This window comes from Streptomyces sp. URMC 123 (assembly GCF_051386515.1).
GTDB lineage: Bacteria > Actinomycetota > Actinomycetes > Streptomycetales > Streptomycetaceae > Streptomyces.
Window position 1 is genome coordinate 1 of sequence record NZ_JBPQTV010000103.1, and the last position, 19583, is coordinate 19583.

Genomic DNA, 19583 nt, shown 5'->3' on the forward strand with positions numbered 1-19583 from the left:
GTGCCGTACGGGGGCGGCGCCGGCGACGCGGAGGGCACACCGCCCGACTGGGTGGCCGAGTGGCTCTCGGGCCACCGGCAGCGCGCCGGCCCACCGGGGGAGGGCCGGGCCGGCGGCTCGCCGGAAGGGAGCCCCGACGGGGCCCGGGTGGGGGACGCCCCGCCCGGGCCGGCCGGGGCCGCGGACCCGGCGGCGGCCCGGCGGCGCGCCGAGCGGCGGGCGGAGCGGGTCGCGTCCGGCGCGAGCGAGTTGGAGCAGCGGCTGACCGATCTGGTGCGCGGCGGACTGGCGGGCGCCGACCGGGCGGGGTACGCCGCGTGGGAGGAGACGGCCGCGCGCATGGTGGACGCCCAGGCGCCGGGCCTGGCGGCGCGCGTACGGGAGTTGGGGGCGATCGCCGCCTCCGGCCCGGGCTGGCCGGCCCGGCTGCTGGAGGAGTGCGCGCTGACGCATCTGCTGGGACGGGCCGCCTCGCGGGTGTCCCGGCTGCCCGAGCCGCTGGCGGCGACGGTCCGGGCCCGGGTCGGCTTCACGCTCAGGGAGGCGGAGCTGTTCGCCACGGCGGACGCGGTGGTGCGGGACCGGTGGCTGGTGCTGGGGGCGCGGGACACGGTGGACGACCGGATGACCACCCGGCGGGTCTGGCTTCGCGGGGAGGCATCGGGGCGCCCGGCCCTCGTGCTCGCCTTCGGCCCGGCGGGCCGGGAGCCGGACCTCCTCCTGAGCGCGGGGACGGTGGTGGACGCAGAGCTGGCCTTCCACCCCGGCGCCCGTCCCCTGCGGGCCGCGCTCGGAGCCCCGCTCGCGCCCCCGGACGCCCGTACGCCACCGGGCGGGCCGCCGCCACCGGGGTGCGGTGCGGCGGAGGCCCTGGCCTCGTACGGGGAGGCGCTGCGGGACGACCCCTGGCTCGACGCCTGGCCGGTGGTGCTGTCGGGGGTGATACCGATCCCCGGCGAGGACGGCTGGCAGCTCGCCGACGAGCGCGGCGACGCGGCCCTGCCGATCGATCCGCGCCGCTCGGGCCGGCCGGAGCTGTGGCGGCTGCCGGCCCTGTCCGGCGGCGGCCCCCTCACGGTCTTCGGCGAGTGCGGCCACCGGGGGTTTCTGCCCCTGACGGCGTGGTCCCCCGAGACGGCGGAGGTGGTGCCGCTGTGAGCGCGTGAGCGCGGGCCGGTGCGCGTCCCGGCTGGGCACCTCGCTCGGGGGGCGCCCGCGTATGCCACCGCCGCGCCATGGGTTGCCGCGCCGGAGCGGCCCGGGGGGTGCCATCGGCTCTGAGCCGAGGTGCGCCGGACTCGCCACGAGGCACCGCAGACAGGGATCAGCCGTACGCGGGCACCAGCAACAGGGACACGGGAGAAGGGCTCATGACCGTCACGACACGCGCGACCGCTTCCGACACCGCGGAGCCGCCCGACGCCACCGGCCGACGCGGGGTGGCCGACGTCGCCGACACCCGCGAGGCCCCCAGCGCGACCGAGAGCCCCGAGCCCGGGCACGCCTCCACCGCGCCCACCGGGCCGGCCGCCCCCGACCCCCGTACGCCGGACATGGGCCAGCCCGGCAAGATCCCCACCACGGCCGGCGGGCCCGAGCCCAGGAGCACCCCCCGCTCCACCGCCGCGACCACGGGGGCGGCCGCCCCTGACCCCCGCGAGGCCGACTTCCGTACGCCGGAGGCGAACCACCCCGACGCGACCAGGGGCGCCTCCCCGGCTTCCACCGCGCCTCCCGGGCCCGTCGGCCCAAGCCCTCGCGAGCCCAGCCACCACGGGCCGGATGCGGGCCACCCCGGCCTGGGCCCCAACACGGCCAACGGCCCCGAGCCCGAGAACGCCTCCAGGGCCGCCGCGGCCACCGGGCCGGCCGACCTCGGTGCCCGCGAGGCCGGCGCCCGTGAGCCGGACGCTAGCCACCCCGGCGAGGTAGGCGCCGCGCGCTGGGGGGAGTTGGTCGCCGCCGCGCTGTTGGGGACGGAGCGGCGCTCGCCGCCCGTGCCGCTCCAAGGGCGGTCCGCGCCCGCCGCGCTGCTCGACGCCGCCGCGGTGAGCACCGTACGCCGGCGGGCGGGGCTGCGCCCGGCCCCCGCCCGACCCCGGCCCCGGCCGGCGCCCGAGGACGCCCGGCCGCCCCTGCCCGCCGCCGCCCGCCGGCGGCTCGCCGCGCTGCTGGCCGACCGGGCGGCCCCCGGCCGGAGCGGTGGCCGGCGGGGCGCCGCCGTCGACCTCGTGGAGTTGCTCCCGCAGTGGCTCGCGGCCGCCAACGACCAGGGCTTCCGAGCACCGGCGGAGCTGCTGCCGGCGCTGCTGGAAGCGGCCCGGGCCCGTACGGATCTGCGGCCCGGGGCCCTGACGCTCGCCGGTCCGCGCGGACTGTGGCTGGCCGGGCTCAACCCGGAGTGGCGGTTCGCACTGCGGAGTACGGCGCCCTTCACCGTCGCGGCGGTCCTCGGGCCCGCGCCCCCCGAACCGGCGGCTTCCACGCCGACGCCCGGCCGGCAGCCGCCCGCCACCAGCCCGCCCACCGAACGCGCCGAAGACACCGGGAACGATCCGGAGCGGGTGCGGCGACTCTGGGAGGAGGGGCTGTTCGCCGAACGCGTCGCCCTGCTCGCCGCCCTGCGCGAGCGGAACCCCGCCGCCGCGCTCGCCCTGCTCGATTCCACCTGGGCGAGCGAACGGCCGGAGGACCGGCTGATGTTCGTCGACACCCTGCGCACAGGGCTGTCGCCGACGGACGAGCCGTTCCTGGACCGGGCGCTGGCCGACCGCAGCCGCACGGTACGGGCGCTGGCCGCGGAGTTGCTCTCGGCCCTCCCGGGTTCGGCGCTCGCGGCCCGCATGGCCCGGCGGGCCGCGTCCTGCGTGTCCCTGGACCGTACGGGTCTGGGTCCCGGCGGCGACGGGGCCGGCGGGCCGGGCGCGGTCGTGGTCGTCGAGGCCCCGCACGAGTGCGACGCCGCCATGCGGCGCGACGGGGTGGTCCCCGACCCGCCGGCCGGCTGCGGGGAGCGCGCCTGGTGGCTGGGCCAGCTCGTGGAGGCGGCGCCGCTCGGCATCTGGGCGTCACGCCTGGGCGGCCGGAGCCCGGCCGAGATCGTCGCCCTGCCCGTCGCCGACGCCTGGGGGCCGGAGTTGCACGGCGCGTGGTGCCGGGCGGCGGTCCGCCAACGGGACCGGGAGTGGGCGCGGGCGCTGCTCGGCTGCCCCACGGGCGCGGCCCCGGACGTGTCGCCGGGCAGGCGGGCGCAGTTGCTCACCGTGCTGCCGCCGGACGAACGGGCGGGGTGGGTGGCCGGGTTCATCGCCGCGCACGGGCTGTCGGACGCGTTCCAGCTCCTCGGCGGGTGCGCGGTGCCGTGGGCCGGGCCGCTGGGCCGGGCGGTCGTGGACGCGCTGGACATCGCCCGGGACGCGGGCAGTTACCCGTGGAGCTTCAGCGGGGTGATGGGCCTGGCCGAGCGGTGCCTCGACCCGGGCGAGGCGGACCGGCTGGAGGTGCTGACGGCGATACCCGAGGAGGCGGAGGAGGCGGCGCCGGGGGCGGGCGGCTACTGGTCGGAGGCGTTCCGTCGACTTGTCGACACCCTGCGGCTGCGCGCGGCGATGCGGGCGGAACTGGGCCTGACCTGACCGGCCCCGTCACACGGCGGGGCGCCCCGCCACACCGCGGGCTCCCCCGTCACACCGCGAGCTGGCGCACGTGCTCCCGCACCCAGGTCACCACGTCGCCCGTCGGCGTCCCGGGGGTGAAGATCGCGGCCACGCCCTGCTCCTTGAGCGGAGCGATGTCCTCCTCGGGGATGATGCCGCCGCCGAAGACCTTGATGTCCTCCGCCTCCCGCTCGCGCAGCAGTTCCAGCACCTTCGCGAAGAGCGTCATGTGCGCGCCGGAGAGGATGGAGAGACCGATCGCGTCGGCGTCCTCCTGGATCGCCGTGTCGACGATCTGCTCGGGCGTCTGGTGGAGCCCGGTGTAGATGACCTCCATACCGGCGTCGCGCAATGCCCGGGCGATGACCTTGGCCCCGCGGTCATGGCCGTCGAGCCCCGGCTTGGCCACCACCACGCGGATCGGACCCGACACACCCATCACTGCCTCCATGGGACGAATGAGGTACGGAAGGCGCGCATCCGCGCGCACCGCACCCGGGAGTGAACGAACGTTATCTCCAGCATCCCCCACCGGGCAGTTTCGCGGCGAGGGGGGAGGGGGAAATCACACATGGGACAACACGTTCACCACACGGTGTGCCGCGCGTCGGCGGACACGCCGAGGGGAGCCGCAGCGGGGAAGCAGCCGCATCACCGCGCCGTCAGCCGCACGGCACGGTGATGCGGCGGTTCTCGAACATCCCGGGCGCCGGTGCGATCGGACCGGCGCGCCACCGAAGGTCATCGGGCGTCGTCGAAGGTCGTCGCACGCTGCCGCATGCCGCCGGAGGTCATCGGGCCTCGTCGAGCGCCGCTGCCGATCGAGTGTCGTCGAGCTCCGGTGCGCCGGAGGCGCCACGGCCCGGCGGGGCGCGCCCTCCGCACCGGCCTGGCCCCCCGCGATCGCATCGCGACCGGCCCGGTCGATCTTCGCGACGGCTGCCCACCACGGGGGCTCACGGAGACTGCGACCGGTCGGCCGTGCGCCGTTCTCAGGAGGTCGGCCATGCGGTCTCTGCACTTTCCGCTCTTTCCACCCTTGGCAGCCTTGGCGCGCATAGCGCCCTTGGCACCCTTGGCGTCCTTGGCGCCGTTCGCTCTGCTCGCCCGCTCTCCGCGCCTTCCGCGCTTCCCCCGCATCCCCTACGCCCCGCCCTCGGGCGCACTCGTTCGGGCGACCGTCCTCGATCTGATGATCCTGGCCGGCCATGTGCTGCTGTACCCCACAGGGATGCAGCAGGAGCGGGTGGTCCACCGGACGCCGGCGCCGCTGCCCGCCGCCACCGACCGCCCGCCGGTGCTGCTGCTGCACGGCTTCATCGACAACCGCTCCGTCTTCGTGCTGCTGCGGCGCTCGCTGCTCCGTCACGGCTGGCGGCATGTCGAGGCGCTCAACTACTCGCCCCTGCTGTGCGACGTCCGCGCCGCCGCCGAGTTGCTCGGCCGCCATGTGGACCGGATTCGCGCCCGCACCGGGCACGAGCGCGTGGACATCGTGGGCCACAGCCTGGGCGGGTTGATAGCGCGCTACTACGTGCAGCGGCTCGGGGGCGACCAGCGGGTGCGCACCCTGGTCACGCTCGGCACCCCGCACTCGGGGACCCGGGCGCTGCCGCTGGGGTCCGCGCACCCCATCGTCCGGCAGATGCGGCCGGGCTCCGATGTGATCAGGGAGTTGGCGCTTCCCGCGCCCGACTGCACCACGCGATTCATCAGTTTCTGGGCCGAATTGGACCAGATCATGGTGCCCGCGGAGACCGCCCGGGTGGATCATCCGGACCTCCTGGCGCACAACGTGCGGGTGAGCGGCATCGGCCATCTCGCGCTGCCCGTGCACGGTGCCGTCGCCGCCGGTGTGCGCCAGGCCCTGGAGGACGCCGACGCCGGAACCGGTCCCACCGCCACCGCCTCCGTCGCCTGAGCCGCCGCCGGTCCGGGCCGCCGCTCAAGCGAGTCCCGACCGAGCCGCGACCGGCCGACCCCCACCCCGCGAGCCGTGCGCCCTCCGCCACGCGAGCGAATCTCCCCCACCGCCCGAGCGAATCGAACAATTCCCGAACGAACTGCCAAGACCACGTCAGCAGTCCACCGAAAGGCGGCTAAATGCCCGTTCCTTGGGGCTGTGAAACCTACGGAAGATTGTCGCCGTCGCATACCGCCGGGTACAGTCGCCGCTAATCCTCCTGCTGCCGAGGCGAAAGAGACGTTGGTGGTGAACGACCGTCACCCGTCAGGGGTCTCGACCCCGGCGGCCCCCGCTTCCGACGCCTCGTACGGGGACTATCCGGCGTACGGGCAGACGTATGAGCAGCAGGGCGCGACGAACGGCTTCGCCGGTTACGACGGCTACGCGACCGGCACCTTCGACCACCTCGGCACCGCGTTCGGCGCCTCCTCCGACACCTACGGCGGCTCGTACGACACGGGTTCCCCGTCCGGCGGGTACGACACCTACGGCGGGGCGCACCACGCCGCCTATGGGACGGACCAGTACGACACGGGCGGTTACGAGGCCGCGTCGATGTGGCCGGCGGCCGGCTACCAGCCCACCGTCGTCGGCATTCCGGCGCCGTCCGAGCAGGACCACGCGGTCACCCAGCACTGGGACACCACCGGCTGGGACACGGCCGTCGCCCCCGAGACCGGCCAGTGGGACACCTCCTCCTACGCGACCGTCGACCAGGAGCCGGGCGCGACCCCCGAGAACCACACCGCGGGCACCGCCACCGGCCACAACGGCGCCGCCACCGGCCCGGGCACCGGCGCGAGCGGCGCCGACGGCGCCGGATACGACACCGGCGGCTACGACATCAACTCCTGCCCCACCGCCACCTGGGACACCAGCGCCTACGCCGCGGCCGAGACCCAGACCTTCGTGGCCCTGCCCCTCGACGAGCACATCACCGGCGTCACCCACGGCACCGGCTTCGGCGGGGTCGCCCCCGCCGGGGAGCCGGGCGACGACGACGCCGCCCCGGACGCGGGCCCGGCGACCGCCGGCGCCGCCGCGGGCGGCGGGCGCGCCGCGAGCCGGGCGGCGAACCGCGCCTCCTCCGGCCGCTCCGGCGGCCGCAGCCGCCGCCGCTCCCCCGCCAAGCGCTCCGCGCTGCTCACCGTCGCCGTTCCGTCCGTCGCCGTGATGGGAGTGGCCGGCATCGCCGCCGCCTCGGTCAGCGCGGGCGCCGGCGGCGACAAGGAGGCGGCGAAGACCACCCAGGCCGTGGCCGACCCCAGCGCCATCAAGCCCGCGGCGGCCAACAGCAAGCTGGACACCCAGCTGGCCAGCCTCACCGCGGACGCCGACGACTTCGCCAACCGCGCCAGCCGCACCCAGGAGCGGATCGACCTCCAGCAGCGGCAGGCGGAGGAGAAGAAGCGCAAGGAGGAGGAGGCCGCGCGCAAGGAGGCGATGCGGCCCAAGTTCGCCCTGCCGGTCTCCCAGCACGGCCTGAGCGCGCAGTACGGGCAGGCGGGCGTCAACTGGATGTCCCTGCACACCGGCATCGACTTCCCCGTCGCCTACGGCACGCCGGTGATGGCGGCCACCGACGGCACGGTGCGCACCCAGTACAACGTCGCCTACGGCAACATGGTGATCCTCACCGCCCCGGACGGCACCGAGACGTGGTACTGCCACCTCAGCAGCGCCAAGGTCCGCTCGGGCAAGGTGAAGGCCGGCGACGTCATCGCCTACTCCGGCAACTCCGGCAACTCCACCGGCCCGCACCTGCACTTCGAGGTGCGCCCCGCCGGCGGCTCGGCCGTCGACCCGCTGCCGTGGCTGCGCTCGCACGGCCTGGACCCGACGTAGCCGTCACCGCGTAACCGCCACGCTCCAGGGGCGGCCGGCCGGAACCGGCGGCCCCGCCACGCCCGGCGGGCGGCCGCACCCGGCCGCCCCCGCACGGCCGACCGCTAGAGCTTCTCCACCGGCGCGTAGCGCAGCAGCAACCGCTTCGGCTTCTCGTCGCCGAAGTCGATCGTCGCCTCGGCCGCGTCCCCGCTGCCCTTCACCGCCACGACCGTGCCCAGCCCGAAGCTGTCGTGCGTGACCCGGTCGCCCGCCGACAGCGCGACGACCGGCCGCTCCTGGGCGCGCCGCGTCGCGAAGCCCTTCGCCCCGCCCGCCCGGCGCGAGGCCGACAGCGAGGACGACAGGGACGCCGCCACCGAGGACGCGCCGCCCCCTGCCATCGCGCCCATGGACGCGGAGGGCGCGGAGGAACCCGTCCGCTTCCAGTGCACGTACTGGGCGGGGATCTCCTCCAGGAACCGCGACGGCGGGTTGTAGGAGGGCTGGCCCCAGGCGCTGCGCAGCGTCGAGCGGGTCAGATACAGCCGCTCCCGGGCGCGGGTGATGCCCACGTACGCCAGCCGCCGCTCCTCCTCCAGCTCCTTGACCTGGCCGAGCGCCCGCATGTGCGGGAAGACGCCGTCCTCCATGCCGGTGAGGAACACGACGGGGAACTCCAGGCCCTTGGCCGTGTGCAGCGTCATCAGGGTGATGACCCCGCTGCCGTCCTCGTCCTCGTCGGGGATCTGGTCGGAGTCCGCGACCAGCGCCACCCGCTCCAGGAAGTCGGCGAGCGTGCCCGGCTCGTCCTCCGCGCGCTCCTGCTCGAACTCCAGGGCCACGGACGCGAGCTCCTGGAGGTTCTCCACCCGGGTCTCGTCCTGCGGGTCGGTGGAGGCCTGGAGCTCGGCGAGATAGCCCGTGCGCTCCAGCACGGCCTCCAGCACGGTGGCCGGGCCGGCGCCGGACTCGACGATCGTGCGCAGCTCCTCCAGCAGGGTGTTGAACCGCTTGACGGCGTTGGCGGAGCGGGCCGCCATGCCGTACGCGTCGTCGACGCGGCGCAGCGCCTGGGCGAAGGAGATCTTCTCGCGCAGCGCGAGGGCGTCGATCATGGCCTCGGCGCGCTCGCCGATGCCCCGCTTGGGGACGTTGAGGATGCGGCGCAGCGGGACGGTGTCCTCGGGGTTGGCCAGCACCCGCAGATACGCGAGGACGTCGCGGACCTCCTTGCGCTCGTAGAAGCGCACGCCGCCGACGACCTTGTAGGGCAGGCCGACGCGGATGAAGATCTCCTCGAAGACCCGGGACTGGGCGTTGGTGCGGTAGAAGACGGCGACGTCGCCGGCCTTGGCCTCGCCCGCGTCGGTGAGCCGGTCGATCTCGTCGGCGACGAACTGCGCCTCGTCGTGCTCGGTGTCGGCGACGTAGCCGGTGATCGACGCGCCGGCGCCGGCCTCGGTCCACAGGTTCTTCGGGCGGCGGTTCTCGTTCCGCTCGATGACGGCGTTGGCGGCGCTGAGGATGGTCTGCGTGGAGCGGTAGTTCTGCTCCAGCAGGATGGTCGTGGCGTCCGGGTAGTCCTCCTCGAACTGGAGGATGTTGCGGATGGTGGCGCCGCGGAAGGCGTAGATCGACTGGTCGGCGTCGCCCACGACGCACAGTTCGGCGACGCCCATGTGCTCGTCGGCGCCCGCGTACGCGTCGGGGGCGGCCTCCGTCAGCGGGTCGCCGGCCGTGCCCACCAGCTCGCGCACCAGGGTGTACTGGGCGTGGTTGGTGTCCTGGTACTCGTCGACCAGCACATGACGGAACCGCCGGCGGTAGTGCTCGGCGACGTCCGGGAACGCCTGGAGCAGGTGGACGGTGGTCATGATGATGTCGTCGAAGTCGAGGGCGTTGGCCTCGCGCAGCCGCGACTGGTAGAGGGCGTACGCCTGCGCCAGGGTCTTCTCGAAGCCGTCCGACGCCTGGGCGGCGAACGCCTCCTCGTCGATCAGCTCGTTCTTGAGGTTCGAGATCTTGGCGCTGAAGGACTTCGGCGGGAAGCGCTTGGGGTCCAGGTCGAGATCGCGGCAGACCAGGGCCATCAGCCGCTTGGAGTCGGCGGCGTCGTAGATCGAGAACGAGGACGTGAAGCCCAGCTTCTTGCTCTCGCGGCGCAGGATGCGCACACAGGCGCTGTGGAACGTCGAGACCCACATGGCGTTGGCGCGCGGGCCGACGAGCTCCTCGACGCGCTCGCGCATCTCGCCCGCGGCCTTGTTGGTGAACGTGATTGCGAGGATCTGGCCGGGGTGCACGCCCCGGGCGCCCAGCAGATAGGCGATGCGGTGGGTGAGCACCCGGGTCTTGCCGGAGCCGGCGCCCGCGACGATGAGCAGCGGGGAGCCGGTGTGCACCACGGCGGCGCGCTGCTGCTCGTTCAGCCCTTCGAGCAGCGCGGCGGGGTCGACGGCGGGCCGGGGCGCGCCGTCGCGGTAGTACGGCTCCTGGGGTACGGGCGCGCCGAAGGCCCCGCCGAACAGATCGGCGGGCTCGGCGGAGTCCTCGGGCAGGGGGGCCGCGCCCGTCGGCTCGTCGTCCTCGGGCGGCGGGGGCTCCTCCTCGGAGGGCTCGAGGTTCGCCAGGAAGCTGTCGTCAAAGAGGCTGCTGCTCATCGCCCACCGAGTCTAGGCGGCCGCACTGACACACCACACCGGTTCCGGAAGATCACTCCGAGTCCCCGGACCGTTACGGTCGCAACGTCCGATGGCCGGCCGAGGGCGTACGAGGGTGCGCCGGGGCAAAGGTAACGGAATGGTTTCGGGCATATCGCACACTGTCTTCACACCGGCCCCACGGTTTGGCTACGGTGCTCGCTCAGGTGGTCCGCGTCCCGTCGGCGGCCGGTGCCGGCACGGGCCCCTCCGTCACGTCCGGCCCCTGCCCGGCCCGAAGGCCGTCCGACAGGCGGTGCACGGCAGACGGTCCACGGAAGGAGCCGCTGCCGTGGCGTCGCACCGCAAACCACGGACCCGGGAGCCGCTCGACCCGGCCGGAGCCCCGGCCGGGGTCCCGACCGGAGTCCCGGCCGAGGTTCCGGGCGGGGGTCTCCCACCCGTGCCCGGGTTCGCTCCCGCGTCTTGGCTCCCGCAAAGTGGAGGCGGATTGCCGGGGGATTCCGCGGGCGGTCCCGCGTCCGACGCGGAGGCGGTGCGGCGCAAGGTCGCGGAGCTGTACGCGCGGGCCGGCGGCGGCGAGCCGCGGCGCGGCCGGCGGGCGGCCGTGCCCGGCCCACGGCGCGGGGAGCGCGGGGAGCGCGGGGAGCGCGCCGAGCGGGAACCGGAGCGGGCCGGTGCGGGCGCGGCGGACCCCCGGGCGCCCCTGCGGGCCCGCAAGCGGGAGGCCCAGCGCAAGCTCACCGAGGCCCGCGAGCTGCTGGCGCAGGCGCCCACCGCGGCCCCGTGGCCCCCGCTGCCGGCCTGAGAGCCCGTAACCGCCCCCACGCTCCCGGCCGGGAGCCGGCGCCTCATGCCCGGCCCGGAGCCGGCGCCTCACGCCCGGAACGAGCCGCCCTTCCGCCCGAGCGGGGCGCAACCCTCAGCCCCGAAACGAGCCGCCCTCGCACCCGAGCGGAGCTCCCCTCACGTCCAGAGCAGGGCGATGAAGACATTGGCCGTCGTGAGCAGGCCCACCGCGCCGAACGCCCCCTTGGCCACCCGCTCCTCGTCCCGCTTGACGTAGACCAGCGCGAGGATGACGACGAGCAGCGCCATCTTCACGCCGATCTTGACGTTGTTCACCGTCTGGTCGTCGGCCTGGTTGAGGCCGACCAGGGCGACGCCCGTGATCAGCATGGTCAGGGCGCCGTGCAGCATGGCCGGGGTGAAGCGGGCCGCCCCCGCACTCATCGCCTTCATCTGCGTGAGGAAGCCGCCGAGCAGCGACGCGATGCCGATGATGTGGAGACCGACGACGATCTTGATGAGTACGTCCATGAGGCCGGAGCCTAACCGGACCCATAGCACCGGCCCTCACCCAGGTCGGCCTCATCAGCCGCTTCGGTCACGGCTGCGCCGCAAACCGCTGACACCTCAGGGACTCACCCGTCACTTCTGCGCACGGCGGCACCTAAACCCTTCAGCTCCGATCATTTCGGCTCGCGGCCGTGACCCTCAGGTTTAGCGTCCTTTCCGCAGGTGGCCGACTCCCCACGGCCGTCCGGGACGACCGGACGGCTGTCGGCCGCCCCACCGAAAGATCCGGCGGCGGGTCGCGCTCCCCCCTGTACGGGCCGCCGCCGGACGCACGGAAGGGAGGGACCGCCGCTGTGGCCTCGCACCGGAAGCCCAAGCAGCGATTGATCTCCGGCGGCACCGCGCGTACGGCGGCGACACTCGCCATCGCCGGGGCCGCCACCGCCACCGTCCTCGAGGGCGGCTCGCACGCCGCCCCCCGGCCCACCCCCGCCCAGGTGCGGACCGAGGTGGACCGGCTGCACCACGAGGCGGAGGAGGCCACCGAGAAGTACAACGGGGCCAAGGAGGCCGCGGACAAGGCCCGGCGGTCGCTGGACGCGCTGCGCGACGAGGCGGCCCGGAGAACGGGCGAGCTCAACGCCGCCCGGAACGCGATCGGCTCGATGGCGACGGCGCAGTACCGTTCCGGCGGGGCCGTGGACCCCACGATGCACCTGGTCCTCTCGTCCTCCCCGGACCAGTACCTGGAACGGGCGTCGCGCGTGGAGCGGGCCGGCAGCCGGCAGGCCGCCGCCGTCGCCGACATCCACCGCAGGCTCCGCGGGATCGAGCAGCTCAGGGAGCGGGGCGCCGAGCGGATGCGGGAGCTCAAGGAGCGCCAGGCGGCGCTGGCGAAGCACAAGGCGGCCATCAACGGGAAGCTGGCCGAGGCCGAGCGGCTGCTGGACCGGCTGACGGCCGCCCAGCGCGCCGCCGTGCTGGCCCGGGACGGCCACGGCGGGGGCCGGGCGGGCGGCACCGGGGCCGCGGCCGCGTCGTACGCCCGCGCCGACCGCGGCGCGGCGCGTGGCGCCCCGCTGACCGCCCCGGGCACCCGGGCCGCCCAGGCCATCTCCTTCGCCTACGGCGCCATCGGCAAGCCGTACGTGTGGGGCGCCACCGGCCCCTCGGCGTTCGACTGCTCGGGGCTGACCCAGGCCGCCTGGCGGGCCGCCGGGGTGGAGCTGCCGCGCACCACGTATACGCAGATCAACGCCGGACAGCGGGTGTCACGGGGCGAACTGGCCCCGGGTGACCTCGTGTTCTTCTACTCGGGGATCAGCCATGTGGGGCTGTACATCGGCAACGGGCAGATGATCCACGCGCCGCGGCCGGGCGCGGCCGTGCGGATCGCCCCGGTCGACTCCATGCCGTTCGCGGGTGCCACGCGCCCGGCGTGAGGTCGACGCGGAACGCCGGCGGCCGCCCCGGGACGGCCCGGGCCGTCCGGGGCCGACCCGGGCACCCGTTATCGACCGCTCCGGAACACCGTCGGCCGCCCCACGGCACCCGGGCTCACCTCAGGACGGCGCCCGGGCTCACTTCAGGATGGTCGTCAGCCACCGGAAGACGTCCGGCACCTGGCTCTTCCAGACCGCCGTGCCGTGGCCGCCGGCGTTCGGCGAGATGCGGACCACCTTCACCGTGGTGGGCGCCTTGGCCTCCTTCTGGAGGGCGAGCCCCGACTCATACCCGTCGCCGGGCGCGCCGGACAGGTAGAGGGCGGTGCGCGGCGGGGTCTTGGCCGTCGTCTCCCGGAGGATGTTGAGCAGGTCGTGCCGGCGCCGCAGCTCCGGGTCCTTGGCGGTGAGCGAGTCGGGCTCGGCGGCCGGGTCGTTGTAGCCGGACAGGCCCACGCCGGCGCGGTAGCGGTCCGGGTGGGACAGGGCCAGCTTGGCGGCGCAGTGGGCGCCGGCGGAGTAGCCGAGGGTCGCCCAGTGGTCGGGCTTCTCCTCGGCCCGGAAGGTGTCCAGCACCATGTCGCGGACGTCCACGCTCAGCCAGCTGTCGGCGTTGACCTGGCCCGGCACGTTGGCGCAGCCGGTGTCCTTGCCGCCCAGGATCATGGTGCGCGGCGCCACCAGGATGAAGGGCGCCACCTCGCCCTTCTCCATCAGCGGCTTGATCTGCTCATGCGCCTTGAGGGTGCCGAGCCAGGCCTTGGCGGAGCCGGGGTAGCCGGGCAGCATCTCCACGACGGGGAACTTCTTGTCGCGCCAGGCGGGGTCGTCGTACTGCGGCGGCAGCCAGACGTAGACCTCGCCCTCGACCCCGGAGATCCGGCCCTTGAGCTCGGTCTTGAGCACCCCCTGCCCCAGCACCGGGTCGGTGGCCGGCTCGAACTTCTGCTTGACCTTCGGGCGGTCGGCGGCCTTCTTGCCGCCGGTGCCGTCCGGGCCGAGGTCCTTGGCCGCCTTGACGTGGCTGCCGGTGCCGAGCAGGTCGTCCCAGGAGTCGTAGAGGCTGTTGGCGTTGTTGACGGCCACGAAGACCGTCAGGACGGCGGTGGCCTGGCAGAACAGCAGCATCAGCAGCCGGGCGAGCTGCCGCAGGAACCTGGGGCCGCCCATGCGGCCCCAGAGCGCCAGCGGCAGCGCCAGCGCGAGGACCACCAGCACGAGCGTGGTGACGAAAAAGGGCGTCCCCGTCAGACTCATCGAGCTCTCGCCTTTCCGGATCATGGGCATGGTGCGTGGGCCCACACGGAAATGAGAGCCTCTCCTTCCACGCAGATGCTGTCCGGGCCGCCGAGGTTCCCCTCGTCAACGAGCTGGGGCGGGACTCACACCCGCCTCACGACCACCGGGTCACACCCGGGTCGCACCCGGGTCACACCAGCCGGCGGGCCGTCGCCCAGCGGGTCAGCTCGTGCCGGTTGGAGAGCTGGAGCTTGCGCAGCACCGCGGAGACGTGCGACTCCACCGTCTTCACGGAGATGAACAGCTGCTTGGCGATCTCCTTGTACGCGTAGCCGCGGGCGATCAGCCGCAGCACCTCGCGCTCGCGCTGGGTGAGCCGGTCCAGGTCCTCGTCCACCGGCGGCGCGTCCGTGGAGGCGAAGGCGTCCAGGACGAACCCCGCCAGCCGGGGCGAGAACACGGCGTCTCCGTCGGCGACCCGGAACACCGCGTCCACCAGGTCGGCGCCGGTGATGGTCTTGGTGACATAGCCGCGCGCGCCGCCCCGGATCACCCCGATGACGTCCTCGGCGGCGTCCGAGACGGACAGCGCCAGGAAGCGCACCGGCCGCTCCGGGTCGGCCATCAGCGGGGCGGAGCGGCGCAGCACCTCGACCCCGCCGCCGCCCGGCAGGTGCACATCGAGCAGGACGACCTCGGGCCGGGTCGCCGCGATGACGGTGACCGCCTGCTCCACGTCGGCGGCCTCGCCGACGACCTCGACGCCCGTGCGGTCGGTGTCCCCGATCTCCGCCTGCACCCCGGTGCGGAACATCCGGTGGTCGTCCACGAGCACCACCCGCACCCGACGGTCCTCGCCCGCGGTCGTGCCGCCCGGCCCACTGTCGTTCATCTCCACTGCCCCTCGTATGCGTGTCACGAATGCCTGTCGGGTACGCGGTCGGGGACCGCCGCCGGGCGCCCTGCGGCTCCGGCGCGCCGCCCTGCTGGTACGGCCTGCGGCTCCGGCCGCGCCGCCCCCCCCCTCGTACGGCCTGCGGCTCCGGTCGCGCCGCCCTCCTCGTACGGTCTACGGCTCCGGTCGCGCCGTCCGTTCCATTTCGAGCTCCACCTCGGTGCCTCCGCCCGGTACGGGCCGCAGCCGCGCCGTGCCGCCGTTGCGCCGCATCCGGCCGATGATCGATTCTCGTACGCCCATCCGGTCCGCCGGCACCGCGTCCGGGTCGAACCCGGGCCCCCGATCCCGTACGAAGATCATCACCGCGTGCTCGTCGACCTCCGCGAAGACCTGCACGGGGCCGCCCTCGCCACCGTACTTGGCGGCGTTCACCATCGCCTCGCGCGCGGCCTGGATCTGCGCGGCCAGGCGCGCGGAATCCGACGTCCCGGCCAGCGGGCAGTCCCCCACGCACACGACCTCGACCGGCACCCCGTGGTGATCCTCGACCTCGGCCGCCGTGCGCCGGACCGCCTCCGCCAGGGTCTCCGGCTCGCTCTCCCCGTCCTCGCCGGTGCCCTCGGGCCGGTACAGCCAGGCGCGCAGCTCCCGCTCCTGGGCCCGCGCCAGCCGGGCGACCTCCCGCGGGTCCTCGGCGTTGCGCTGGATCAGGGTCAGGGTGTGCAGCACGGAGTCGTGCACATGGGCGGCGACCTCGGCGCGCTCCTGGGCCCGGATGCGCATCAGCCGCTCCTGCGAGAGGTCCTGCACCAGCCGCAGCAGATACGGGCCGGCCAGCAGCGCGATGCCGGCGACCACGGCGAGCGCGGCGGTGAGCACGCTGCCGAGCTGGTGGGCGGAGCCGCGGACCACGAGGAAGCCGGTCACGCCCAGGCCCGCCAGCAACACGCCGGCCGCGGCGCGCAGCACGGGCAGCAGCCGCCTGCGGCGGCCGACCTCCACCCAGCGGGCCCGCCGGGCGTTGTCGGCCTGCCGCCAGACGAGGGCCACACCGGCGCCGATCAGCAGGGTGGGCCAGACGTACGCGTTGGCCCGGCCGCCGGTGAACTGGGTGTTCCGGAGCACGATCGCCACGCCGACGACCAGGGTGAGCAGCGCGAAGATCTGTCCCTTGTCGGCCCGGCGGGCGATGCCGCGGCGCCGCCCGTCCGGCGCCGCCGCCCGGTCCCCGGCCTCGTGGGGGTCGGCCCCGCCCACGCCCAGCGGCACCACGAACCAGAACGCGGCGTACAGCAGGGCGCCGAGCCCGTCCACCACGAACAGTGCCAGGAACACGATCCGCACCCAGGCGACGGGCAGCCCGAGGTGCCCGGCGAGCCCGCGCGCGACACCGCCGACGAGCCGGCCCTCGGCGCTGCGGTAGAGCTTGCGGACGGGCGGCACGTCGGTCTCGGCCCCGGACCCGACGGCGTACGGGGGGCGGGCGCGGGATGCGGCGGCGGTCATGGGTCCGATCGTCACACGCCACGGCCCCACGGGACATCGGGGTGACCCCCGATCGCGCCCGAGGGTTGTCCCCCGGATCGGCCCGGAGATCCTGCTCCGGGTTACGCGGTTACGGGTTCGGGGTTACGGGTTCGGGGTTACGGGTTCGGGGTTACGGGTTCGGGGTTCAGGTTCCGGGTTCACGCTCCCGGCCGGGGAGGGCGCGCCCGGGGCCCTACGGGAGCCGCAGCCCGTCCCGCGCCTGGTCGAAGACCTTCTTGTACTGGTCCCAGCGGTCCTCCGGCGCGGACAGGTACAGCGCGTACTCCTTCTCCCCCTCGCGCCCGAACCCCAGGTCGATCGCGCGGTACCCCCGCGCCGTGCCCTTGAACGTGAACTCCCAGACCGCCGCGGGAATGCCGCGGAACGTGGTGCGCTGCATCCGCTCCCGCTTGTAGCCGGTCACCTGGCTCCTGGTCTGCGGCTCCAGCGACTCCCAGTGCGCCAGCGGGTCGGCGCCGGCGAAGTCCAGCACGTTGATCTTGAGATTGACCAGCCCCGTCGGGTCGATGTAGTCGATCTCCGTGGCGGAGGAGCGCTTGCGCTTCCAGCCGTCGGGGACGGGGACGGACACGCCGAGCTCCTGTTCCAGGGCCAGGTGGTAGCCCTTGGGCGGGAGCGGCGGCGTCGACGCCGGGGCGTCGGCCGTGGCCGGCTCGTCCTCCTGGGCCGCCGCCGTCCGCGCGTCGCCGGCCGGGCCGGCGATGCGGCCGTCGAGGACCACCACGGTGGCGCCCACGGCGAGGGCGGCGACGACCACGACCGACGCGGCCCAGAGGCCGAGGCGCCGGGCCCGGGAGCGCCGGTCCGACGGCGGCGCCGCGGGGCCGCCGGCCGGCGGGGTGGCGTCGCCCGCTCCGAAGTCGGCTGCCGGATTCGCTCCGGAGTTCACTCCGGCGCGCGTTCCGGGGTCCGGGTTCGCTCCGGGCGGCGGCGCGGGGTCCGCTCCGGGGGCCGCCGCGGCGGCCCGGGGGGCCCGGGTGGTCGTGGAGTCCCCGAAGGCCGTGGGAGAGCCGGTGGCGACGGTCGTGGCGGCCGTCGCGCGTCCCGTCGCCCCCGGGCCCGCCCCGACGTCCACATCGGCACCCGTGCCGGAGCCGGCAGCGGCCGCCACCGTGGCAGTGGCCTCGCTCGGCTCGCCGGCCCCGCCCGTCTCGCCCGCTTCGCCCGCCCCGTCCTCCGGGACGCCCGCCATCGCGGTCGTCAGCGTCTCCGCGTCGTCGGGCCCGGGCCCCGCCGCCGCCCGGCGCAGCAGCCGCTCCGCCTCCCCGGCGGCCGGCCGGTCCGCCGGGTCCTTGGCCAGCAGCCGCTCGATCAGCGGGGCCAGCGCCCCGGCGTTGCGCGGCGGCTCCAGCGGGTCGACGGCTATGGAGTACGCCGTTTCGATCGCCGTGTCCTTGCGGAACGGCGGTCGCCCCTCCACCGCCTGATAGAGCGTCGCGCCCAGCGCCCACAGGTCGGACGCCGGCCCGGGGCTGCCGCCGCGCACCCGCTCCGGGGCGATGTAGTCGATGGAGCCGATGAGTTCCCCGGTGCGGGTGAGCGTGGACGTGCCGGACGCCTGGGCTATGCCGAAGTCGGTCAGAACGATCCGGTCGTCCTCGCCGAGGAGCACGTTGCCCGGCTTGACGTCCCGGTGCAGCACCCCGGCGGCGTGCGCGGCCCGCAGCGCGGCGACCATGCCCAGGCCGATGCGCGCGGCCTCCCTCGGCCGGAGGAGGCCGTCCTCCTTGAGCACCTCGGCGAGCGTGCGGGAGCGGACGTACTCCATGACGACGCACGGCAGTCCGGCGTCCTCCACCACGTCGTACACCCCGACGACATGGCGGTGGCTGATGCGCGCGGCGGCGCGGGCCTCGCGGCGGGTGCGCTCGTGCAGCGTGGCGAGTTCGTCGTCGGCGAGGTGCGGGCGCACGTGCAGGCGCTTGACGGCCACGTGGCGGCCCAGCAGTTCGTCCTCGGCCCGCCAGACGGTGCCCATGCCACCGCGGCCCACGCGCTCCAACAGGCGGTACCGCCCGGCGACAAGCCGTCCCTCGTCCGACACTCGCGCCCCTCTACTGCTGCCCGTCCGCCATGGCAGGGTCACCTTAAACCGGCACGGGCGTTCGATGCGGCGCGGCCCCCACGGGCTGCCCTCCGGGCGCGGGCCCCCACGGCTCCCGGGCCGCCCTCCGGCCGCCCTCCGGGGCGGGGTTCGGCCCGTTCGCGGCCCCCCGCCGGAGCGGCTCCGCGGCCGGTACGGCGCCGGACGGCCCACGCCTTTAACGGGAGCGGCTCCCGTAGCAGCCTCCACGCGGCACCTGAGAGGGCAACCCGAAGCGCCCCTCGGGACACGGGGGGGGCGCGCCCGGCGTCAGCCAGGGAGGCCGCGGGCCGAGGGGCCCCGCCGGCCCCCGCGAAGACTTGGGTGGACGTCGGCACGGGCGCGTCACACGCCCGAAGGGCGTGGGCGGAGTCCACGTGCCGACGGCAGCCGGGAGGCGCGCAGCGAGGACCCTACCGGCCCCGCCGGAAACCAAGGAGTACGCGGGCGGGCCAACGCCGCCGCGAGAGCGCGGGTGCACTTTGCTGGGCCAGCGGGACGCCGCGAAAGGCCCCTGGAGCGCGTCCGCACAAGCGCGTCACACGCCCGCAAGGCGTGGGCGGAGCCCAAGTACCGACGCCAGCCGGGAGGCCGCCAGGCGAAGCACCCCACACCGGCCCCCGCCGAAGGCCAGGGAGCACACGGGCAGGCCAACGCCGCGGCGAAAGCGCGCCAAAAGGGGGCGCCAGGCAAGCGAGCCCGCCCTGGCCCCGGGCGCGTCCGCACGGGCGCGTCACACGCCCGAAGGGCCTGGACCGCAGCGCCCAGCGCCGGCCCGGGAGGCCGCGAGGCGAAGCACCCCACACCGGCCCTGCCGGAAACCAGGGAGCACGCGGGCGAGCCGACGCCGCCGCGCGAGGGCGCGCCAAAGGGGGCGCCAGGCAAGCGAGCCCGCCCTGGCCCCGGGCGCGTCCGCACGGGCGCGTCACACGCCCGAAGGGCCTGGACCGCAGCGCCCAGCGCCG

At 75.2% G+C, this 19583-nt stretch carries 13 protein-coding genes; 6 read left to right on the forward strand and 7 right to left on the reverse strand.

Translation table 11 applies throughout. The features are described from left to right. Window positions 1-1158, forward strand: a 1158-nt coding sequence (locus ACSNOD_RS14700; protein ID WP_436767349.1) for an SWIM zinc finger family protein, incomplete at its 5' end; no start/stop codon positions are given. A 794-nt stretch (window positions 1159-1952) separates the two neighbouring features. Beyond that, window positions 1953-3635 carry a DUF5691 domain-containing protein gene (locus ACSNOD_RS14705; protein WP_436767359.1) on the forward strand — a complete coding sequence of 561 codons (1683 nt, stop codon included), beginning with the start codon at window positions 1953-1955 and terminating at the stop codon, window positions 3633-3635. A gap of 49 nt (window positions 3636-3684) precedes the next feature. Here ACSNOD_RS14705 and ACSNOD_RS14710 read toward each other — a convergent pair whose 3' ends face one another. Beyond that, complete coding sequence (locus ACSNOD_RS14710) at window positions 3685-4095, reverse strand: cobalamin B12-binding domain-containing protein (protein ID WP_436767350.1); 411 nt, start codon at window positions 4093-4095, stop codon at window positions 3685-3687. 567 nt (window positions 4096-4662) lie between these two features. On the opposite strand from ACSNOD_RS14710, the gene ACSNOD_RS14715 reads away from it, so the two are divergent. Then, complete coding sequence (locus ACSNOD_RS14715; protein ID WP_436767351.1) at window positions 4663-5577, forward strand: esterase/lipase family protein; 915 nt, start codon at window positions 4663-4665, stop codon at window positions 5575-5577. 291 nt (window positions 5578-5868) lie between these two features. Further along, window positions 5869-7467, forward strand: a complete 1599-nt coding sequence (locus ACSNOD_RS14720; protein WP_436767360.1) for a M23 family metallopeptidase — start codon at window positions 5869-5871, stop codon at window positions 7465-7467. Window positions 7468-7571: 104 nt separating this feature from the next. On the opposite strand, the gene pcrA is transcribed toward ACSNOD_RS14720, so the two are convergent. Beyond that, window positions 7572-10109, reverse strand: coding sequence for a DNA helicase PcrA (pcrA, locus tag ACSNOD_RS14725; protein WP_436767352.1), 2538 nt, complete (start codon window positions 10107-10109; stop codon window positions 7572-7574). 490 nt (window positions 10110-10599) lie between these two features. Here pcrA and ACSNOD_RS14730 point away from each other — a divergent pair, with 490 nt between their 5' ends. After that, a complete protein-coding gene (locus ACSNOD_RS14730; protein WP_436767353.1) occupies window positions 10600-10917 on the forward strand; it encodes a hypothetical protein in 318 nt (105 codons plus the stop codon). Window positions 10918-11075: 158 nt separating this feature from the next. Here the strand turns inward: ACSNOD_RS14730 and ACSNOD_RS14735 are convergent, their stop codons facing one another. Beyond that, window positions 11076-11429, reverse strand: a complete 354-nt coding sequence (locus ACSNOD_RS14735) for a hypothetical protein (RefSeq protein ID WP_436767354.1) — start codon at window positions 11427-11429, stop codon at window positions 11076-11078. 332 nt (window positions 11430-11761) lie between these two features. Here ACSNOD_RS14735 and ACSNOD_RS14740 point away from each other — a divergent pair, with 332 nt between their 5' ends. Then, window positions 11762-12850, forward strand: coding sequence for an NlpC/P60 family protein (locus ACSNOD_RS14740; RefSeq protein ID WP_436767355.1), 1089 nt, complete (start codon window positions 11762-11764; stop codon window positions 12848-12850). Window positions 12851-12988: 138 nt separating this feature from the next. On the opposite strand, the gene ACSNOD_RS14745 is transcribed toward ACSNOD_RS14740, so the two are convergent. From ACSNOD_RS14745 to ACSNOD_RS14760, 4 genes are all read right to left on the reverse strand, one after another. Next, entirely contained in the window at window positions 12989-14107 is a 1119-nt protein-coding gene (locus ACSNOD_RS14745) for an alpha/beta hydrolase (protein ID WP_436767356.1), read from the reverse strand. A 172-nt stretch (window positions 14108-14279) separates the two neighbouring features. After that, complete coding sequence (locus tag ACSNOD_RS14750; protein WP_436767357.1) at window positions 14280-14981, reverse strand: LuxR C-terminal-related transcriptional regulator; 702 nt, start codon at window positions 14979-14981, stop codon at window positions 14280-14282. A 177-nt stretch (window positions 14982-15158) separates the two neighbouring features. Beyond that, on the reverse strand, window positions 15159-16493 hold the full coding sequence (locus ACSNOD_RS14755) for an ATP-binding protein (protein WP_436767358.1): 1335 nt from the start codon (window positions 16491-16493) through the stop codon (window positions 15159-15161). A gap of 214 nt (window positions 16494-16707) precedes the next feature. Continuing rightward, window positions 16708-18513: a serine/threonine-protein kinase gene (locus tag ACSNOD_RS14760; protein ID WP_436767361.1), complete on the reverse strand. Its 1806-nt coding sequence runs from the start codon at window positions 18511-18513 to the stop codon at window positions 16708-16710. Between the last annotated feature and the right edge of the window lie 1070 nt (window positions 18514-19583).

Excerpts from the sequence above, each read along its gene's own strand:
- ACSNOD_RS14760 (WP_436767361.1), bottom strand. The coding sequence starts at position 18,513 with ATGGGCACCGTCTGGCGGGCCGAGGACGAACTGCTGGGCCGCCACGTG.
- ACSNOD_RS14710 (WP_436767350.1), bottom strand. The coding sequence starts at position 4,095 with ATGGGTGTGTCGGGTCCGATCCGCGTGGTGGTGGCCAAGCCGGGGCTC.
- ACSNOD_RS14745 (WP_436767356.1), bottom strand. The coding sequence starts at position 14,107 with ATGAGTCTGACGGGGACGCCCTTTTTCGTCACCACGCTCGTGCTGGTG.
- pcrA (WP_436767352.1), bottom strand. The coding sequence starts at position 10,109 with ATGAGCAGCAGCCTCTTTGACGACAGCTTCCTGGCGAACCTCGAGCCC.
- ACSNOD_RS14750 (WP_436767357.1), bottom strand. The coding sequence starts at position 14,981 with ATGAACGACAGTGGGCCGGGCGGCACGACCGCGGGCGAGGACCGTCGG.
- ACSNOD_RS14715 (WP_436767351.1), top strand. The coding sequence starts at position 4,663 with ATGCGGTCTCTGCACTTTCCGCTCTTTCCACCCTTGGCAGCCTTGGCG.
- ACSNOD_RS14735 (WP_436767354.1), bottom strand. The coding sequence starts at position 11,429 with ATGGACGTACTCATCAAGATCGTCGTCGGTCTCCACATCATCGGCATC.
- ACSNOD_RS14755 (WP_436767358.1), bottom strand. The coding sequence starts at position 16,493 with ATGACCGCCGCCGCATCCCGCGCCCGCCCCCCGTACGCCGTCGGGTCC.